General features: G+C 71.0%; 12 protein-coding genes and 1 pseudogene. 4 read left to right on the forward strand and 9 right to left on the reverse strand.

The window, feature by feature from the left end; all coding sequences use genetic code 11:
• The first annotated feature begins 68 nt into the window (after positions 1-68).
• Positions 69-1,586: a prealbumin-like fold domain-containing protein gene (locus tag ACXJMZ_RS15970; protein ID WP_457030699.1), complete on the forward strand. Its 1,518-nt coding sequence runs from the start codon at positions 69-71 to the stop codon at positions 1,584-1,586.
• A 141-nt stretch (positions 1,587-1,727) separates the two neighbouring features.
• On the opposite strand, the gene ACXJMZ_RS15975 is transcribed toward ACXJMZ_RS15970, so the two are convergent.
• The 3 genes from ACXJMZ_RS15975 to ACXJMZ_RS15985 form a co-directional block, all read right to left on the reverse strand.
• Entirely contained in the window at positions 1,728-3,233 is a 1,506-nt protein-coding gene (locus tag ACXJMZ_RS15975) for a non-reducing end alpha-L-arabinofuranosidase family hydrolase (protein WP_457030700.1), read from the reverse strand.
• A gap of 239 nt (positions 3,234-3,472) precedes the next feature.
• On the reverse strand, positions 3,473-4,432 hold the full coding sequence (locus tag ACXJMZ_RS15980; RefSeq protein ID WP_457030701.1) for an expansin EXLX1 family cellulose-binding protein: 960 nt from the start codon (positions 4,430-4,432) through the stop codon (positions 3,473-3,475).
• Between the two features lie 30 nt (positions 4,433-4,462).
• Complete coding sequence (locus ACXJMZ_RS15985; RefSeq protein WP_457030702.1) at positions 4,463-5,308, reverse strand: helix-turn-helix domain-containing protein; 846 nt, start codon at positions 5,306-5,308, stop codon at positions 4,463-4,465.
• Positions 5,309-5,412: 104 nt separating this feature from the next.
• On the opposite strand from ACXJMZ_RS15985, the gene ACXJMZ_RS15990 reads away from it, so the two are divergent.
• The 3 genes from ACXJMZ_RS15990 (at position 5,413) to ACXJMZ_RS16000 (ending at position 7,686) form a co-directional block, all read left to right on the forward strand.
• Positions 5,413-6,228 (forward strand): phytanoyl-CoA dioxygenase family protein, encoded by an 816-nt coding sequence (locus tag ACXJMZ_RS15990; protein WP_457030703.1) that lies wholly within the window; start codon positions 5,413-5,415, stop codon positions 6,226-6,228.
• Positions 6,225-6,530 carry a hypothetical protein gene (locus ACXJMZ_RS15995; protein ID WP_457030704.1) on the forward strand — a complete coding sequence of 102 codons (306 nt, stop codon included), beginning with the start codon at positions 6,225-6,227 and terminating at the stop codon, positions 6,528-6,530. The genes ACXJMZ_RS15990 and ACXJMZ_RS15995 overlap by 4 nt, the downstream gene beginning before the upstream one ends.
• A 520-nt stretch (positions 6,531-7,050) precedes the next feature.
• A complete protein-coding gene (locus tag ACXJMZ_RS16000; protein ID WP_457030705.1) occupies positions 7,051-7,686 on the forward strand; it encodes a GNAT family N-acetyltransferase in 636 nt (211 codons plus the stop codon).
• 35 nt (positions 7,687-7,721) lie between these two features.
• On the opposite strand, the gene ACXJMZ_RS16005 is transcribed toward ACXJMZ_RS16000, so the two are convergent.
• The 6 genes and pseudogenes from ACXJMZ_RS16005 to ACXJMZ_RS16030 form a co-directional block, all read right to left on the reverse strand.
• Positions 7,722-9,842, reverse strand: coding sequence for a beta-galactosidase (locus ACXJMZ_RS16005; protein WP_457030706.1), 2,121 nt, complete (start codon positions 9,840-9,842; stop codon positions 7,722-7,724).
• A 70-nt stretch (positions 9,843-9,912) separates the two neighbouring features.
• Complete coding sequence (locus ACXJMZ_RS16010) at positions 9,913-11,661, reverse strand: cellulase family glycosylhydrolase (RefSeq protein ID WP_457030707.1); 1,749 nt, start codon at positions 11,659-11,661, stop codon at positions 9,913-9,915.
• A gap of 47 nt (positions 11,662-11,708) precedes the next feature.
• Positions 11,709-13,214 carry a glycoside hydrolase family 43 protein gene (locus tag ACXJMZ_RS16015; RefSeq protein WP_457030745.1) on the reverse strand — a complete coding sequence of 502 codons (1,506 nt, stop codon included), beginning with the start codon at positions 13,212-13,214 and terminating at the stop codon, positions 11,709-11,711.
• Between the two features lie 72 nt (positions 13,215-13,286).
• Positions 13,287-14,981: pseudogene (locus ACXJMZ_RS16020) on the reverse strand (cellulose binding domain-containing protein); the annotation flags it as partial.
• A 168-nt stretch (positions 14,982-15,149) separates the two neighbouring features.
• Positions 15,150-17,294, reverse strand: coding sequence for an alpha-galactosidase (locus tag ACXJMZ_RS16025; RefSeq protein ID WP_457030708.1), 2,145 nt, complete (start codon positions 17,292-17,294; stop codon positions 15,150-15,152).
• Positions 17,295-17,325: 31 nt separating this feature from the next.
• The gene (locus ACXJMZ_RS16030) at positions 17,326-19,311 is read right to left on the reverse strand and encodes a beta-galactosidase (protein WP_457030709.1); all 1,986 of its coding nucleotides are present in this window, start codon (positions 19,309-19,311) and stop codon (positions 17,326-17,328) included.
• Positions 19,312-19,324: the final 13 nt, after the last annotated feature.

Here is a 19,324-nt window from a genome sequence, read left to right on the forward strand (position 1 = left end):
GAGTGGACACGCCGTGGCGGCGTCGGCCCTGATCATGAATCCTCGGCGGAGCCACCAGGCTGGCAGACATGAGACCTCTGCGCAGCAGCGCCCTCCGGTGCACCGCGCTCGCACTGGCGGCCGCCGCCGTGCTGAGCGCCGGCCCGGCCGCCGCCGAACCCCGGGCCACCGGCGACCTCAAGCTGACCCTGGTCGCCCGGGTCTGCCCGAGCTACAGCGACGTGATGGCCAACCGGCAGCGCGGCGACAACATGCAGTCGCTGGAGGACCTCGGCAAGGACTCGGTGTACACCGAGGGGCAGCCCGTGGCCCCGGACATCGAGGCCGCCAACGACCCGAACTGCACACCGCTGACCGGCTGGCGGTTCGCCCTCGGCAGCGGCATCGGCGGCGAGGTCCAGGACCTCTCCACGGTCACCCCCGTCCCCGACGGGCTCACCCAGGCCACCACCCTCGCCTCCGTCCCCGAGCTGGACGCGAACCGCAACGACACCGGCCGCTCGCTGGCCGGCGCCGTCACCGTCGACCTCGACGACAGCCTGATCACCGTGGCCCGCAACCGCCGGCTGCAGATCCAGGGCGGTACCCCCACCGACCCGCTCAACCAGCAACTCCTGGGCAACACCTACTCCTTCGCGACGCTGCGCTGCGCCGTGGACAACCAGCGCGCCGACAACGTGGACCGGGCCGCGTACCCGACCGGCTCCACCCACGTGTTCTGCTACTACTACGCCGTCCGGAAGCCGAGCCGACCGGGCACCGTCGTGGTGCGCAAGCACGTGGTGGGCGCCACCACCGCGCAGCCGTTCGCCTTCGACGGCAATCTCTCCTACAACCCGGGCGGCCTCTTCCAGCTGACCGCCGGGCCCGGCTCCGACGGCGAGCAGACCTTCCAGCGGGCGGCGGGCGGCGAGGCCGGGCAGCCGTGGACCGTGCAGGAGCGGGTGCCGAACGGCTGGACCATGACGGCGCTCGCCTGCACCTCCGCCGACGGCACCAGCGCCACCACCACCAGCGGCACCCGGGCCTCGATCACCCTGGCCGCGGCCGACACCGTCACCTGTACCTACACCGACGCACCGAGCGACAGCGTCGCCCCGCTCACCCTGCTGAAGCAGACCGACGGCGGTGCGGGCGGACCGTTCGGCTTCACCGCCGAGGACGGCACCGACCTCGGCCGGGCCACCACCGCACACCCGGACACCCCGGTCGCCGCGGGTACCACCTATCTGACTCCGGGCCGACACACCGTCACCGAGGCGATCCCGGACGGCTGGTCGATCGGCGCGGTCTCCTGCCAGGGCACGACCGCCGTCCCCTCCGCCGACGGCTTCACCCTCGACCTCCCGTCGGGCGGCGCGACCTGCACCGTCACCAACACCAGGCGGCAGTCCCCGTCCCCCACGCCCACACCCACGCCCACCGCCGTTCCGACGCCCACGCCGGACGCGACCGAGCAGGGGCCGACGCTCCCCGAGACCGGCAGTACCGGCCTCGCGGTGCTCGTGGCGGCGGCAGCGGGCCTTGCCCTCGCAGGTGCGGCTCTGGTGCTCGCCGCCGCTGCCCGGCGCCGCAGCGACCGCTGACCGGCACGACGCCGCCGACCGTTGGAACGGTCGGCGGCGCGGCGTTTCGGAAAGGTCAGCAGGTGGAGTTGCCCACGCCGTAGACCGCTCGTCTACGCGTCGGCGGACCGCACCCCATCGCGATCACCGTGGATCAGCGGGTCAGCGCTGCAGGGTGAGCAGGCCCGGCCGGTACGGCAGGCTCAGGTAGTCGGTGCCCGCCGGTACGTTTTTGAGAAGGCCCTGGTAGAGGAACTGCAGGTTGCAGGGATCGATGGTCATGGTCTGGTCGGCGCTGTCGCGGACCAGGTCACCGTGGCTGACGCCCTGGGCCCAGGTGGAACCGCTGTTGGCGGTGCCCGCGAAGGGGCTGCTCTCACTGCCGGCCTGGACGGTCCACGGACCGTTCAGGCTGGAGGCGGTGAACGAGCGGAAGTAGCGGTTCGTGCCCTGCGCCTCAACGATCATGAGGTACTGGTTCTGGCCCTTGACCTTGTAGACCTCCGGCGCCTCGAACAGAAGGTTCGTCGTGTCGCTCATGACCGTCGTGTACGAGGAGCCGAAGCTGCTGGGGAAGTTCCCGATCGGCATGCTCGCCCGGTAGATCTTGCCGTTGTCACCGGCGAAGAACAGGTACATGTTCTGGTCGTCGGCGATCATGGTCGGGTCGATCGGGGCTTCCTTCTGGCCCTGGGGGCCATCGGGGAGGCTGCCGGTGAACAGCGGCTGCGCGGCGGACCAGCCGTTGGGGTTGGTGGGGTCGCTGGACGTGCGGTAGTAGAGCGGCCACTGACTCCACTGGGACACCATCACCCAGACGTTCTTGGGCGCGAAGTAGAACAGTTCGGGCGCCACCGCGCCGTCGGTCATCTGGGTCTGGGTGGCCGCCCCCATGTCCGACCAGTTCGTGAAGGGACTGAACGTCGTCCCGCCCCACGACGTTCCGTTGGAGGTGGTCGCGTAGACCAGGTTCTTGCCGTTGTACTTCACGGTGGTGAAGTCCTTCAGCGCGAGCTGCCCGTTCTTCGGCTCCGCCAGGGGACCCGACGAGGTCCACCGGTAGGTCGACGGAAGAGCACACGTGCCGGTGCCGCCGACGTCGGCGACGGGGACGAGCTGCCACTGCTGGTTGCTGCCACCCCAGTCGGCGTACTGGACGATCTTGCCGCCGTCGGCGGTGGAGGCGCCCTGGACCTCAACAGCCTTGCTGCTGTGGCGGTTCAGGAGGCGGACGTAGCCGTCGGCGGAGTCGGCGAGGCGGAACTGCTGGTTGGTCGCGTTGAGGTCGCTCCACTGCACGACGTCGGTGCCGTCGGCCGAGGACCAGTTGTAGTTGTCCAGGACCTTGCCGGAGTTCCGGTTCTGCAGCCGGTAGTAGCCGCCGCCGGAGTCCAGGAAGCGCCACTGCTGGGCTTCGTTGTTGCTCCGGGTCCACTGGACGACGGCCGAGCCGTCGGCGGTGGCGAAGTTGTAGTCGTCCAGGGCCTTTCCGCTGTTGCGGTTGACCAGGACGTACCACTTGGCGGTGTCGACCGTCGCCGCGGATGCGGTGGTGGTGTTCACGGAGACCAGGAAGCCGGCCAGGAAGACCACCGAGAGCACGGCGGCCAGGCGCGAGCGCCATCCTCGACGTGACGGGGTCCGTGGAGATCTACCGAGAGCGTTCATCTGCACCCTCCTAGGGGTGGACGTGGGCAGGGGTCAGCCCCTCTCGGATGCGTGCAGATCGGCACGGCGCGTCCGAGACGGCTGCAGGGCATGGCCCCTACGGGGTGGGGGATACCGGGGATTCCGCGCTCTGTTAGCGCTAACAACTTGAAGGTCGAACAACCGGCTGCAGGGAGAAAAGCACGGGGCATGAGTGATCGTCAAGTACTCGCGCACAAGGTCGCCCCCGACTGTTCACTTCAGTGCACGGCGAACTGGACCCGGGTCGGTTGGACGACGTCCGCCTTCACCGCGATCCCGTCGACCGTCAGCTGCTCCCCGTAGATGTCGGTGATCCTGATCGAGCCGCCGCACCCGTTGCCGTCCGCGGCCAGGAAGTAGTTGTAGGCGGTGCGGGTCAGTTGCCGCCAGCCGGCGGCGGTACGGACCTCCAGCCGGGCGACCGGATTACGGTGGTTGATCACCTGGATGCCGCACCAGTAGGCGCTGGACCCGGTCTTGTACCGGATGGAGAGCGTGCCGGAGGTGCCCGGGCTCAGCAGGCTCCAGGTGATCGGGATCCGGCCGACCTTGAGATCGGCGAGCTTGGCGAACGCCTGCTGGCTGAGGTCGAGTTGACCCGGTGCGCACGGCAGCGGGCATTCGTTGACGATCCGGACCGTGATCGATGCGCCGTTCGCGGCCCGGACCAGCACGTACGCGCCGCAGGCCCTGGACGACTCGTAGTCGGTGGTGTTCATCGCGGCGATCATGAGGTCGTCGCTCGGCCCGAAGAGGCAGGCACCGTTGCCGTCGGCGGCCTCGTACGCGGTGGCAACGCCCTTGTAGGTGGCCTTGGGCTGGATCCGTCCGGCCGACGGCACGGTGGCGGCCGAGGTCTGCGAGCTTGCCGTCGGCGAGGGCTTCGCGGTGCCGGAGGTCACGGCTGCGCTCGGGGTCGGGGTCGGGGCCGGGGCCGCCGCTGGGCTCACAACATCCGTCGGCAGAGCGGCACTTGGCGCGGGCGACGCCCCCGCCTCGGCGCCGGCCACCGGAGCGGCGACCGGGGCGGCCTCGACTCCGGGGTCGGGGCGCAGCACCGTCATCGCCAGGCAGACCAGGAGTCCCACCACACTCAGCACCGCCGTGGTGCCCAACACCAGCTTGCGTGAGCGCTTGCGCTGCCGCGTGGTCTGCCGTGTCTGCCGTGCTGTCTGCATGTCGTCCGTCCGGAGGGTCGAGCCGATGGTTCACTGCACGGTTGCCGCCGGTGGCGGAAAGGTTGCCGAGGTTCTCTGGGTCGGGGAGCGTTCCAGCTGAACGGGCCGGGCGGCCCGGATACCGCGTGGGGACGCCCCGAGTTCGCGGCGGCAGGTCTTGTTGAACGCCTGCAGGTCGGGGATGCCGACCGAGGCGGCGACGGCAGGGATGGAGAGCGTCGTCGCGCACAGGAAGTGGCGGGCCCGTTCCATCCGCCGGGCCCGGATGTAGCCGACCACCGTCTCCCCCGTCGCGGCCCGGAACAGCCGGGTCAGGTGGTTGTGGGAGATACCGACCGCCTTGGCGATCTCCGGCACCGTCAGGGGTTCGGTCAACCGCGCCTCGATCAGGGCCACCGCGGCCGCCAGCGCGGGATGGACGGCTTGCGCGGTCCGCTCCCGTGGCGGCGTGAGTCGGGCAACCCGCCACAGCGCGCCCCACACCTCGGCCACGGCTCGCGCCGGAGTGTGCGGCCAGGCGGAAAGCGCCTGCTGCAACTGCGCTTCGAGAAAGGCGAGTTCGGGACCGGCCGACTGGATCACCGGGATGCTCGTGGGCGCTCCCCCGGTGCCCAGGCGGAAGTGGACGTAGCGGTGTTCGGAGCGACCCCGGTAGCGGTAGCGGACCTCGGCCCCGGGTGGTACGAGGCTCACTCGCCCCGGGCGGATCGTGTGCTCGGTACCGTCCACCGTCAGGTCGGCGTCGTAGCCGTACAGATGGAGCTGCCACAGGTCCGGCAGGGAGAACACCTCCACCCGGCCGGCCGGCCCGTGCACGCCGATGCCAACGGCGGCGAGGGTCGGAGGCTCGTCGAGGTGGGCGATGGCCGTGTGCATGGTCAGGAGTTCTACCATGGTGCCCGCAGCATGGTGATAATCGACCACCACTGGGTGAACACGGCCCACCCGGCAGGGCGGTGGCCGGGCCTAGCGTGGCCGCCATGGAGAAGAGACAGGAACTGCTCAGCTCGGTGCAGATGGCGCGCTTCGTCGCGCGCGGGTCACTGCGGCTGGACGCGGTGGTCCCGGCGGAGCTGAACGCGGAGGGCCTGAAGGTGCTGGCGGACGACGTGCCGCCGGTGCCGTACGGGACGCCGCTGTCCACGGCCTACCCGGAAGGCTCTTTCGTCCGCAGGCTGCTCGAACTGCCGCAGGTCGCAGGCGGACTGCGCAGCCTGGTGGGCCCCGAGCCGTGGGTGGACCACCACTTCGTGCACACCCGCGAACCTCACGGCGGCGACGCCCAGGCCTTGCACGGGGACGCCGTCATCGACGTCCGGCCGGATGCCTTCGACGTGCAACTGATGTACTACCCGCAGGCGGTGACACTGGAGATGGGCGGCACCCTCAGCGTTCCGGGCAGTCATCTCCGCCGGACCAACGAGTCGGACACCGGCCGCTACCAGAACCTGCGCGGCCAGGACCGGCTGGTCTGCCCGGCGGGGACGGTGGTGTTTCTGCACCACGGCCTCTGGCACGGGGGTCGCCGCAACGACAGCGACACGACGCGCTACATGTTCAAGATCCGCTTCAATCCGACGGTGCGTCAACAGTGCCTGTGGGACACCTCGGATCTCCACGACCCGCAGGTGAACGCTGAGTTGGACACGATGTTCCCGTGGTACGAGGGGGCGACCGGTCGCCTGGAGCGGTACAACCGCATCCTGCTCTGGCGGGCGCTGACCGGCGACGACGGCTACGACCTGGACCACTGGGTGACCCGGGTCTCCAACCGTCCGAAGGAGCGAGCAGTATGACGACCGACTCGGCACGACAGCAGGTGCTGGTGCTCTACCTGTCCGACTCGGCGTTGGACTCGTACGTCGTCGGCTGGGCGCGGTACGACGGCACCGGACGCACCACACCCACCACGGGCGACAGCGACGAGCCGCCGTACGACACGGGGGTGGCGGCGCTCCGGGACGGCTGGCGGCTGTTCCAGGCCGCGCAGCTGATCCCGCCCTACCCGGGCCACGAGTACGACGTCTCCTTCCTCAAGCACGAGTTCTTCTTCGAACGGATCGTCGGCACCCAGGCCGCGAACTCCGGCGCCGCGTAGGGGTCTCACCATGACGGCATCCGAGCCGTCCGGGGTTCGACTGTCGATCGGAATCGGACCCCGCGCCCCGGCCTGCCCAACCCGCCCGAACGTGCCCTGCCCACCGCACCCGATCGGCGCAKCGGGCAGGGCACGGTACTAAGACCCTCCGGCAATTGGGGGGTGGATGAAGGAGCGCCCGCCGCGTCAGCGGCTGATGTCTCTGCGGGGTGCGTGCCTCGGCGGTGCGGAGGAGGGAGTCCATGCGGAGCATCGGCGACCGACGACAAGCCGGCGAGGTGCGTGCCCCAACGCCGCGACGCCGCCCCCCAATTGCCGGAGGGTCTAAGGAGCAGAGTGCGACGGGGTGTCAACAGAGCACGCGCACAGCTCTCCGATGTGCCATCAAGGGCTGCGAGCTCTTACCTCACCGGTTGATGCCAGTCGGTACCGTCCCCTGTTCGGTTCGAGCTGACAGAAGGTTGGCCTCGTGTCACCGACAACCGTACGGGAGCGCTCCCACTCTGGAATGGTGGGGCGCATGAGGAGAGATGTGACCGAGCCCTTCGTACGCCCGTACCGGCCGTCCGACCGCACCCGGCTCGCGGAGGTCTGTGTCCGCACGGCCCACGAGGGCGGCGACTCGTCGGCGATCCACCCCGACCCGGAGCTGATGCCGACGATCTTCGCGTATCCGTATGTGCAGCTGGAGCCGGAGCTGGCGTTCGTCCTGGACGACGGCGCGGGGACCGCCGTCGGCTATGTGCTGGGCGCCGTGGACACGGCCGCTTTCGCGCGCCGGTTCCGCAGCGAGTGGCTCCCCGCAGTCGCCGGGCGCTACCCGTCGCCGGACGGGCCGGCCCGCACCCCGTCCGAGGAGATGATCGGGCTGCTGCACACCCCCGAGCGCATGGTCCACGCGGAGCTGGCCGGGTACCCCGCCCATCTGCATATCGATCTGCTGCCGCCGTGGCAGGGCCGCGGCCACGGCCGCGCCCTGATGCGCACGCTTCTGGACGCACTGCACCGGCGTGGCACCCCGGCCGTGCATCTGTGCATGGTCCAGGCGAACACTGCGGCCCGGGCCTTCTACGACCGCCTCGGCTTCAGCCCGCTGCCGGTGCCCGACCCCGGGCCCGTCTGGTACCTGGGCCGGACGACGACGCCGCTGCCCTGAGCGCACCCGGTACTCGCCGTTTCGGGCCCGCCGGTTCAGCCGCCGGTGGTGAAGACCCGGACGTCCCAGGCATCGAGGCTCACCTCCCCGTCGGACGGGATCGAGGTACCGTCCAGCGCGTCGGTCAGTGTCGTGGGTGCCTGGATGGTGACGGGCTGCCAGCTCCAGTTGTGGACCACGTGGACGCGGCGCCCGTCCGGGGAGGTGCCGGTGGTGGCGGTGACCGATTCGGGCAGGTCGGTCCAGCCGCTGCGGGGGGCGGGCGCGAACCAGGTGGCCAGGGCACGGGCGAGTTCACGGTCGGGGGCGGTGCCGACGCAGGTGACCCGGCCCGCGCCGTGCCGGCGGGTGGTGACGGCGGGCCAGCGGCCGAAGTGCGGGTGGTCGTACTCGGCGAGCACCTCGGCGTCGGTGACGGTCAGGCCATCCACCCAGCGGGTCGCGGTCGCGGTCGGAGGCAGCGTCAGCGGGCTGTCCGGTCCTGCATCGAGAGGCAGGCCGGTGGTGAGGTTGCTGAACTCCTCGTAGTACACGCCCGCCGTCTCGGCGAGGCGCGCGGGGGCGGGCTCGTGGCGCGCCCGGGCCTCGTGGTCGGCGTAGCCGGTGCGGGGGCCGAGCACGAGGTGGCCGCCCGCTTCGGCATAGGCGGCGAGCCAGTCGAGCAGCGAGTCCTCGGCGAGGTACAGCCCGGGGACGACCAGCACGGGGTACCGCTGCGCGGCCGACTCCGGTGCGATGCCCTCGCGTTCACCCCGGGCGTCGTGCAGCTGGCGGGCGTGCAGGATGCGCACCTGACGACCGGCCTCGAACGCGCCCCGGTAGAAGGGGTCGAAGATCCCGTGGTAGGAACTGCCGTCCGGGGCGCCGTCGGGGGTGGCCAGCGGCGGGTACTTCTGCATCAGCCACTTGCTGGGCATCGAGTAGACCATCGCGATGTCGGCGTCGGGGTCGACTCCGGCGACCAGCGCTCCGGCCGTCTCGAACTCGGCACCCAGGCGGGCGAGTTCGGCGTAGACCCGGCCGGGGCGGCCGCTGTGCGGCAGGACGCCGCCCCAGTACGTCTCGGCGCCGAAGTGCAGGGTGTGCCAGTGCCAGTACTCGACCATCCGCGCACCCCGGGCGACCAGCGCCCAGGCGGCCTGCCGCCACTGGCCGTCGAAGGCCGGCCGGTTCTCCGAAGTACCGCTGATCGCCTGGGCGTTGGTCTCGGTGACCAGGAACGGCTCCTGCCGGGAGGAGAAGATCCGGTCCGCGCTCTGGTACAGGGCCCAGACACCGGCGGTCTTCCATCCCTGCACGTGGTCGTCGGGCGTGGGGTCGGGCAGCGCGAGGGCGTCCTGCATGTCGTAGTACGGGTTGCCCGCGGTGACGTCCAGAGCATCCGTCAGCTCGTCGTCCTCGACTGCAGGGTGGCCGTAGTGGAGGCAGGTGGTGACGAACTGCGACGGCTGTGCGTACTCGCGCACGATCGCGGTCTGCCAGGCGATGAACTCGTTGGTCTGCCGGGCCTGGAAGGCCCGCCAGGCGACGTCGTACTGCGGCTGGGCATTGCCGTCGGGCGTCCACAGGTCGGCCCAGGTGGTCAGGCGGTGCGACCAGTGGACCAGTCCCCATTCGCGGTTGAGGGTCTCCACGTCGCCGTACTGCTGCCGCAGCTCGTCGACGAAGCGCTGGAACAGGCCCCGGTTGTGCGGCAGTCGGCAGCCGGGCTCGTTGTCGACCTGGAAGCCGATCACCGCCGGGTGGCCGGCGTAGCGTTCGACGATGCGCCGGACCACCCGTTCGGCGTGGAACCGGAAGGCGGGGTGGGTGAAGTCGACCTCCTGGCGGGCGCCCCAGGAGGCGGGCTTCCCGGTGCCGTCCTCGGCGGCGATCTCGGGGTACTGGCGGGCCAGCCACGGCGGCACCGCGTAGGTGGGTGTGCCGAGGACGACCGCGATGCCGCGCTCGTGGGCGGCGTCCAGCACCGGCTGCAGCCAGTCCAGCTCGAACCGGCCGTTCGAGGGCTCCCAGGTGGACCAGACCGACTCACCGACCCGGATGACGGTGAACTTCGCCCGCGCCATCAGGTCCAGGTCTTCCTTCAGCCGCTCGTACGGCTGGTACTCGTGGTAGTACGCGGCGCCAAACAGGACGCGCGCGGGCAGCTGGGACATGCGGAGGCCTCCGGACGTGGGGAGCCCCGGCCGCCGAATTGCGATGGCCGGGGCGTGGTGTGACGGATCGTCAGCCGATGCTGCCGGTCACCGTGGTGCCGGTCTTCGTGACGTGGTAGGTGGCGGTGTTGCCGCTGTAGAAGTGGAAGACCACCGTCGCCGCCTCGCCCTCACGGAGCGAGGTCAGGAACGCGGGGGTCAGGATGATCGTGCTGTTCGGGTAGTCCGGCGAGAAGGCCTGGTTGAACTCCTGGTACGGGGTCCAGCTGGTCGGGCCGGCGTTGGTGCCGTCGGCGTACGTGGCGTGGATGGTCGCCAGCTCGTTGCCCTTGTACTGGGTCGGAACGGCGAACGCGTCGGTGGTGCCGGTGGCGGCCGACACCGACGGAGCGTCGTTGGTGACGATGTCGATGTTCCAGGGCAGCCCACTGGTGAACTTGGCCTGGAGCGTCGCGTTGACGCCGTAGGCGCGGTTGCCGACCAGGCGGGTGAGTGCCTTGGCGGTGAAGGTCAGCTGAGTGCCGGAGACGGTGTAGTCCCGTCCCGCCGCCAGCTTGGTGTTGCCCTGCCACACGCCCCGGAAGCCGGTGCCGTTGAGGTTCAGGGTGAGCGACTTGGCGGTCACCGGGCCGGCCTTCGGCACGAAGACCTTGTCGAAGGAGGCCGTGCCCGAGCGGGTGGTCCAGCTCGACTTGATCACGGCGAACAGCGCCGGGTCACGCCACTGGAGGGTGTCACGGTTCAGGTAGGCGAACGGGTCCCACAGGGCGGTGGTGACGCCGTTCTTGCGCGCCCCGTAGCCCACGTGCTCGTAGTACTTCAGCGCCTCGCCCCGCTCGATGCGGGAGGGGTGGAACTGGTCGGGGTAGGCGAGCAGACCGTACTCGCCGACGTAGACCGGGATGCCGCGAGCGACGAAGGTGTTGTGCATGGCGGCGAAGGAGTCCTCCAGGCCCTTCTGCGCGACGGCGTCGTACAGGGTGCCGCCCGCGACGTTCACGCTGAACGGGTACCAGCTGTAGAAGTGCACCTGCGCCACGAGCTGACGGTCGTTCAGCGCGGTGATCGCGGTGTACAGGTTGTCCATGTAGGCCTGCTCGGGGCTGCCGGCCGGCGTGGTCAGCGACAGTATGCGGCTCGCGTTCACGCCGCCCGAGGAGCGGACGACCGAGTGGAAGGAGGTCTGGAGCTCGTTCAGGAGCTGGGTCTTCTGCGCGTCCGTGGTGTTGTCGAACTGCGGCTCGTTGATGCCCTCGAAGAGCAGGGAGCGCGGCTCGTCCCGGAACGCGGCGGAGATCTGGGTCCAGGTGGAGTTGAAGCGGGCGACCACGTTGTCATGGTCGGTGGGCATCTTCGAGACCCACTGCCACGAGTCGTGGTGGACGTTGAGCACGACGTACAGGCCGCTGGCCAGCGCCCAGTCGGTGACCTGCTTGACGCGGGCCATGTACGTGGCGTCGACGGTGTACGGCGCGGTGGCGGACTGGTGGTCGCTCCAGCTCACCGGGATGCGGACGCTGCGGTACCCCTGCCCGGCGACGAACTCGAAGGTCGCCTTGGTGGTCTGGCCGTTGCCCCAGGAGTCCTCGTTCGGGACGGCGTCCAGGGTGTTGCCCAGGTTCCAGCTGGGCTGCATCTGCGCTACGGCGTCCATGGCGTTGTCCGGAACCCGGAGCACCGGGCACAGCGGCTTCTGCTGTTCGTCGGGCGCGGCGAACGCGGCGCCGCCGGACAGGCCCAGCATGACGGTCAGCGCCATCAGCAGGGCGGCCAGCCGGCCGGTACCCCGGGCGCGGTGGCCTTGTCGTATGTGCTTCACGTGGTCTCCCTCTCGTGAGTGCGGGTGCTGCGCTTCCTGACAGATGGTCATGAGGTCGACGTGGGCTCGTAGTCGAACCAGTCGAAGTGGACGGTGCCGGCTGCGGCGTACATGCCGATGACCCGTCCGGTGAAGCCGCCGGCCACCTCGGTGGACAGGTAGCGGCCGTCCAGCGAGGCGAGCGGGGTGAAGCTGCCATCGGGCAGTTCGACACCGAAGGAGAGCAGGTCAGGTGCGGTTCGCGAGTCCTCCGGCGGGTGCGGGGCGATCTCGACGCCGAGCACCACCGGACCGGCGGGCACCAGGGTGGACGCCACCTCGGTGCGCAGCGGGCCGATCCGGGCGAACACCTTCACCTCGCCGGCAGCCGCCTCGATCTCGTAGTGGTGCCGCTCGTCCAGCCGGACGGCCAGGCCCCCGCGACCCTCTGCGGGGTCGACCAGGGTGCGCGCCGAGCAGTCCAGGTGCTGCTGGCGGCGGCCGACGAAGACCGGGTCGGGCGCGTCAAGGGAGGCGCCGGCCGCGTGCAGGGTGAGCCAGCCGGAGCGTTCCTTGGTGGTGGCCAGCTGCGCCGGGCGCTCGCGCACCGAGATCCAGCAGGGCTGGAGCTCGGCGTGGTCGAAGTCGTCCCGGACCGGCAGTCCGGGGGCCGGGACCAGCGGCCACGCGGGCGCCGGCAGCTCCGGGGAGAGCGGGCCGACGACCGGCCAGCCGTCGACCCACTCGACCGGCGCGAGGAAGGTCTCCCGGCCGATCACGTGCCAGCCGGGGGTGCCGCCGCGCGGCCGGACGCCGAGCAGCACCATCCACCACGTGCCGTCGGGCGCCTGCACCAGGTCCGCGTGGCCGGTGTTCTGGATCGGGTGGTTGGTGCTGCGGTGGGTCAGGACCGGGTTGTCCGGGCACGACTCGAACGGGCCGGTGGGCGTGCGGCCGCGGGCGATCGACACTCCGTGGCCGCGCTCGGTGCCGCCCTCGGCGATCAAGAGGTACCAGTACTCGCCGATCCGGTACAGGTGCGGTGCCTCGGGCGCCTGGCCCCCGGTGCCGGACCAGGTCCGCTCCGGCTCGCCGAGGGTCTCGCCGGTGTACGGGTCGAGCCGGACCTGCGAGATGCCCGCGACGGTGCACCAGCAGGTGCCGTCCTCGTCCCAGGCCAGGTCCGGGTCGATGCCCGGCACCCCGGGCAGCCGGACCGGGTCGGACCACGGGCCGGCCGGGTCGGTGGCGGTGAAGAGCATGTTGCCGCTGTCGCCGACGTTGGTGACGATCAGCCAGAAGCGGCCGTCGTGGTGGCGCAGCGTCGGTGCGTAGATGCCGGCCGAGGACGGCATGTCCCGCGGCAGGCGGAGCTGGCTCGGCCGGTCGAGGGCGTTGCCGATCTGCGTCCAGTTGACCAGGTCGCGGCTGTGGAAGACGGGGATGCCGGGGAAGTACTCGAAGCTCGAGCAGACGAGGTAGTAGTCGTCGCCGACGCGGCAGATGCTCGGATCGGGATGGAAGCCGGGGATCACGGGATTGGTGACGGTGCTGCCCGTCTGCTGGCCTGACACTGGATCAGTTCCTTTCGGTGTACCGCTGGTTCGGGCGGCGCCCCGGCCGGGGAGGACCGGGGCGCCGGACCAGGTGGCCTTGAAGCCCCACTGGACGCTTCCGCCGGGCGGGATGGCGGCGTTGTAGGACACGTTCCCGGCGTTGATGCTCGGGCCGCTCTGCGACACCGTGGCGTTCCAGCTGCTGGTGATGGCGGTGTCGCCGCCGAAGTTGAAGCCGAGCGCCCAGCCGTTGACCTGGCCGAGGCTGTTGTTGACCACGGTGACCGTGCCGATCATGCCGCCCGGCCACTCGTTCCTGTTGTAGACGACCCGGCAGGGCGCGCTGGTCGGGTGCATCTGCACGACCGTGATGCCGTACGCGGGCACGGTCTGGGTGGTCGGGCTGCCGGCCGAGGCCGTACCGATCGAGCGGGCGTTCTTGAGGTAGGAGTGGACCGTCGGCGTGGCGGACGAGGGGGTGAACCCGGTGTAGTTCAGCGAGACTTGGGCGTCGTTGCGCGGGTCCTTGTTGATCAGCATGACGGCCACGTCACCGTTGGCCTGCCGGACGGCGTGCGCGGAGAGCAGCGAGGACGAGCTGGCGGCCTTGACCAGGGTGTCGCCGGGCGCGCCCAGCTTGGTGATCATCTGGGTGCCGTAGTAAGCGGGGAAGGGCGTGTTCAGCGACGGCTCGCAGGAGGCGCTGGCGAGCATGCCGTAGTCGTTGTACTCGGTGGCGCCCTCGACGGTGCTCAGGTTGGAGCAGTCCGAACCGTTGTGCAGGGCCCACCAGTCGACGTTGAACGCGCCGTTCTCCATCCAGGTGAGGTACGTGTCCGCGGCGAACAGGCCGTTCGGGGAGGTCGTCCGGTAGCTGGTGGCGTTGGCCTCGGTGACCGCGATGCCGACGTTGGGGGCGTTGGCGCCGGAGTACTGGTTGATCAGCGAGCGCACGGCGCCGGTGATCCCGGGGATCTCGGCCTGGGGCTTGGTCAACAGGTCGGCCGGGCTGGTGCTGTTCGGGTAGCTGTGCACGATGACGTAGTCGATCTTCCCGCCGGCGATCGACATGACCGTGCGGTTCCAGTCCATGGTGTCGCCCGCACCGACGATGCCGTCCGGCCAGAAGCCGGGGGTGGTCAGCACCGCACCGATCTTGATGCTCGGGTCGACCGCCTTCATCGCCGAGACGTACTGCACCAGGTTGTTGGCGTAGGTCGTGGCGCTCTTGCTGGCGTGGTTGTCGTGCTCCCAGCCGCCGCCGTACAGCCCGTTGCCGTAGACCTCGTTGCCGACCTCCCAGTACTTGATGCCGTAGCCCTTGGTCTGGTTGGCGTACCGGACCCAGTCAGCCGCCTCCTGGGGCGTGCCGGAGCCGTAGTTGGCGGTGATGACCGGCTGTGCGCCGGCCGCGCGCACGGTGGCCATGAAGGCGTCGAAGCCGGTGTTCGGCGCGATGTAGGCGCCTGCCTCCACGGTGTGGTTCTTCCAGTGGTAGATGTCGGCGTAGCTGCCACCGGGGTAGCGGACGGCGCCCATGCCGGCGGTCTTGAGCAGGCCGGGGATGGCCGAGTGGTTCATGTTGGAGTCGTAGACCGCGGTGTTGATCCCGACGCCGGTGGCGGGGATCGTGGCGAGCTGCAGGGCGGCGTCGACCGACACCGACACGGAGCTTGCGGCGACGGCGGGCGGTGCAACGGCGGCGATCACGCCGGTGAGCACGAGCGACAGGGCCGCCGCGGCGACTGTGGCACGTTCACGACAAGTTCGGGCTGACCATTTCATGCGTCCCTCCAGTGGGGTGGGGGTGCGTGCGTTCGGGTGGGAACGAACTCCCGCGATCTGGATGACAGGGCCCGGCGCGGCTGCGTGGGGATGGGCCCGGACACGAAAAATGCTCCGTACGGGATGCGGGCCCGCGCGGTGGCGCACGCGCGGTCGCCTGCCGCATCGTCAACTCCTTTCGTGCGCTTGGCCGGTGAGGCGCAACAGGACGGCGGACGGAGCCGCCGGGAGGGTCAGGGTGAGTGCGGCGGTGTCCGAGGACCAGGCAGAGCGGGGCCGGCCGGTACTGGGGTACAGCAGGTCCGCGCGGATCTCGGCGCCGCGCAGGCGGGGCAGCCGGAGCACCGTGGTGTCGTCCGCCCCGGGGCGCCGCCACACTGTGAGGTAGGTGACGGCGGAGGCGTGCAGGGCCAGGGCGATCCACGGGTCGTCCCAGGCCGGGAGGCCGAGCGGCCAGGCGGGTACGGCGTGCGGCAGGTCGGCGCGGAGGGACTTGTGCACGGCCACCGCCTCGTGGACCAACGCACGGGCCTCGGACCGGAGTTCGGTGAGCTTTCCGGAGAGGTGGATGCGGCCGAGGAGGGAGTTGGCCATGGTGAAGGCGACTTCGTCGAGGGAGTCCTCGGGCTGGGGGTAGGACCACACTGCGCCCTGCTCGGGGGTGACGGTGGTGGGGGCGGAGGCCGCGATCGGCGCGTACAGCAGCAGGTCCTGCTGGTCGCTGGTGGACAGGAGTTGCAGCCGGGAGAGCATGGCGTGGTCCGTCCGCATGCCGCCGGAGGCGCAGTTCTCGATCACCAGATCCGGGTACCGGTCCAGGATGCCGTCCAGCCAGTCGAGTTGGGCCCGGTTGTGGCCCAGCAGACCGGCCGCCGGGACCTCCCCGGGGTGGCTGCTGGTGCCGGAGCCGAAGTCGGTGTTGTGGTCGAGCTTGAGGTAGCCGATGCCCCACTCCCCGACCAGGCGGTCGACCACCTGGTCCAGATGGTCACGGGCGGCGGGGTGGCGCAGGTCCAGGTGGTACCGGCCGCCGCCCTCGACGACGCGCTGCCCCTCACGGCGGAAGAACGCCTCCTCCGGCAGGGACTCGGCCATCGGGCTTTCGATACCGATGCCCTCCGGCTCCAGCCACAGGCCGGGGACCATCCCCTTCTCCCGGATGCGATCCAGGACTTCGTGGATCCCGCGCGGCCCGGGGAACCGCGAGGCGGCCGGCTCCCAGGCTCCGACGGTGGGCCACCAGCTGCTGCCCTCGTCGCCGTACCAGCCGGCGTCGATGACGAAGTACTCCGCCCCGGCCTCGGCCGCGGCGTCGATCAGCGGCAGCAGCTTGGCGGTGCTGGGGTCGCCCATCAGGCAGTTCATATAGTCGTTGAAGATGACCGGCAGGTGGCGGTGGTCCCGGTGGGAGCGGCGGGTGACCCGGCGGTAGCGGGTGAGGGCGGCGAAGGCCTCGTCCGGGCCGCCGTCCGGACAGAACGCCAGCGCGACGGGCACGGTACGGAACTCGGATCCAGGCTCCAGGGGTTGGCGCCAGCCGTGGTTGGCGTCGTTGGGGCCGAACAGCGCCGCGTACCCCGTGTCGTCGCGCTGCCCGCACTCCCAGCGCCAGCCGCCGCCGTTGTGCTCGATCTGCCACAGCCAGGTGCGGCCGGACCGACGGTCCGTCAGGCCGCCCATCGGCAGGTGGCCGCAGCTGGACCAGACGCCCTGTCCGGCCACGACGTGGGTCTCCCGACCACGGGTCAGGTGGAAGCGGTCGCCGAAGCTGGGCGAGGTCACCCGCAACGGCCTGCGCTGCCAACGGCATTCGGCCATCCAGTCGTTCTCCGCCCACAGGAGGTCGGCAGCGTCCAGCTCCGCCGGGTCTCCCCCGGTGAGACAGCCGGTCACGAGTGAGCTGACCGACTCCAGGTGCAGCGTGCTCGCTCCCTCGTTGCGCACGACAACCTCGCTGCGCAGCACCGGCAGACCGTCCGGGGACCGGTAGACGGCCTCGGCGGTCAGGCCGGTCTCGGCGTCGTGAAGTTCGACGGTCAGCACGTGCCAGTCGCCGTCGCGAGTCGCGCGGTGCGTGCGGTGGCGCAGCCGCGCACCGATGTTCGTGTTGATGAGGTGCCTGCCCGACCAGTGGCGGCCGTGGCCCGCCACCATCACCTCCACCAGCGGCAGCGGCGCTTCGGGGCGCGGGTCGCCGACGGCATCGCCGGGCGCGCCGATGCGGACCAGGCGGGCGGTGCCGTCGGCGCCGAGGGCGATCTCGATCCCCAGGGCCTGGTGGCCCCAGCGGATCGTTGCGGGTCCTTCGGTCATCGCGGCTCGTCCTCTCGGGGGTGATGGGTGTTCAGTGGGAACGCAGGACCGCGCAGCCGCCCGGTCGCAGTTCGTTCACCGGACCGTCCGTCAGCAGGTCGTGGGCGGGCTCCGGCAGCGGGACGGCCTCGGCCCGGTGGTTGATCAGGACGTCCCAGCGGCGGCCGTCGGGGGCGTGGCGGGTGACGGCTTCCACCCCGGACGGCAGACCCGGGAGCGCCGGCTCCACCCCCGCCTCGGTGAGCAGCCGGGCGACCAGGGCGGCCTGGCCGCTGTCGTCGAGCCGGGTGGAGAGGTACCAGCCGGCTCCGGCGCCGAATCCGTGCCGGGTGAGCGCCGGGCTGCCGCCGAGCATGCCGTCGGTGTAGGCGGCGACCACCTCGGCCCCCTCGGTGCGCAGCAACTCGCTCCAGGCGGTGCCGTGCGAGCCGTCGGACAGGGCGGTGTGCTCGTCGCGCCGCAGCGGGCGGTACTCCTCGACCCGGATGCCCAGCGCCTCCCGCAGCGGCGCGGCCGGGTAGCCGCCGAGGCGGGCCTGCATGCGCTCGTCGACGGCGCCGGCGGAGTGCTGGACCAGTAGCGTGCCGCCGTCGGCGACGTAGCGCCGAAGATTGGCCGCTCCCGCGTCGGTGAGCAGGAACAGGGCCGGGGCGATGACGAGTTGATACCGGCTCAGGTCCTGCTCGGGGTGGGCGAAGTCGGTGGTCACCCCGGCGTCCCACAGCGTCCGGTGGGCCCGGCGCAGGATGGCGTGGTAGTCGAGCTCGGCCGACGGCAGTCCGTCGGACTCCAGCGCCCACCAGGCGTCGGAGTCGTGCAGGACGGCGACCCCGGCGCGGACGGTGGAGCCGGCCAGCTCGCCGAGCCGGGCGACGGCCTCGCCGGCTTCCGTGACCTCGCGGAAGATCCGGCTGTCCGGCCCGGCGTGCGGGACCATCGCCGAGTGCCACTGCTCGGCGCCCGCCCGGGACTGCCGCCACTGGAAGAACAGTGCGCCCTCCGAGCCCCGGGCGATGTGGCCGAGGGTGTGCCGGAGGATCTCGCCTGGCTGCTTGGCCAGGACGCGGTCACCGGCGTAGACGGTGTTGGTGCCCTGCTCCATCAGCAGCCAGGGCACGCCGCCGCCGAAGGAGCGGGCCCGGTCGGCGCCGAAGGCGGTGTCGGCGGCGGCGTCCACCCCGGGCGCGGCGGGGTAGTGGTCGACGGCGACCAGGTCGACCTCGCGGCCGAAGGCCCACAGGTCCAGGTTCTGGTAGCCGGGCAGCATCAGGTTGGTGGTCACCGGCCGGTCGCTGTGGGCGCGGATCGCGTCGCGCTGCTCGCGGTAGGCGGCGAGGGTCTCGTCCGACCAGAACCGGCGGAAGTCCAGCGCCTGGCCGGGGTTGTGGTGCCACTGGGTGGCCCGGAGCGGCTGGATCTGCTCCCAGGAGCCGTACCGCTGGCTCCAGAACGCCGTCCCCCACGCCGAGTTGAGGGCCTCCAGCGAGCCGTGCCGGGCGCGCAGCCAGACCCGGAAGGCGGCTGCGGTGTGCTCGCACCAGCAGAGCGTCGCGTACTCGTTGTGCACGTGCCACAGGGCCAACGCCGGGTGGTCGCCGTAGCGTTCGGCGAGCGCCGAGGCGATCCGGCGGGCGGCCCGACGGTAGGCGGGGGCGGCCAGGCAGTAGGTGTCCCGGCTGCCGTGGGTCAGCCGGGTGCCGTCGGGGCCGACCGGCAGGGCGTCGGGGTGGGCCAGGGTGAACCAGGGCGGCGGGGAGGCGGTCGGGGTCGCGAGGTCGACGGCGACCCCGTTGGCGTGCAGCCGGTCCAACTGCTCGTCCAGCCAGCCGAATTCGTAGCGGCCCTCGTCCGGCTCCAGCAGAGCCCAGGAGAAGACGCCGACGGTGGCCAGGTTCACCCGGGCCGTGCGCATCAGCTCGTCGTCCTGCTTCCACACCTCCCCGTCCCACTGCTCCGGGTTGTAGTCGCCGCCGAAGGCGAGCGCACCGAGGCGGTCGGTGAGCTGACGTGCCGTCATCGGAGGAGTCTCC

Source organism: Kitasatospora sp. P5_F3 (assembly GCF_054049135.1).